The 605-nt window shown below is 47.3% G+C and carries 1 pseudogene; it reads left to right on the top strand.

From position 1 onward, the window contains the following. Positions 1-228 (top strand): annotated as a pseudogene (locus ACP5H1_RS08580) (hypothetical protein); the annotation flags it as partial. Positions 229-605: the final 377 nt, after the last annotated feature.

Consider the following 605-nt stretch of genomic DNA (forward strand, 5'->3'; position numbering starts at 1 on the left):
CTCCCTGAGGACCCAGGCCTAGGTGCAGCAAGGGGCAATGAACAGCTACTTGGGGTGATGCTTGCCTCAAGGGGGTATCATTACGCTTACGTTCCAAACAACCCGGTGCTTCACCTTAATCATCCAAGTCTGTCCAGATCCCCTCGGGACCTCAGGGAGGCCACGCTAATGAGGCGTTACATTCTGGAGGCCCTTGACAGGCTAAACGGAGGAGAGGAAGTTAAGTAGCTTTGAAAACGAAAAGAGAGATGACCTCATAAACTGTTTTAATGAATTCCGTGGAAGGCATTACAGGACCCCGTGACGAAGGATCATTAATAACATTAACGCTTATGGTTACGATCCTTCTTGCCCTAACTACATACATTTTGGTCTTTGTAATGGCGGGCAACGGAGTGTTTCAGGTCAATGATATCTACGATCCTTTTTCCTATAAACCTACCCTGGGCATCCTTAGAACCCTTGCATAGGTTCTAGCCATAGCTGTTGTACTCCACGTAGCTCTTAATGAGAGAACCTCAACCAAATTGACCGCCTTCACACTCATAACGCCCACCTTAATAGTCATTGGCATCAGGTTCCTAGTTACTGATCTCACAGACAAC

The sequence above is a fragment of the Acidilobus sp. genome (assembly GCF_049973875.1).
Taxonomy (GTDB): domain Archaea; phylum Thermoproteota; class Thermoprotei_A; order Sulfolobales; family Acidilobaceae; genus Acidilobus.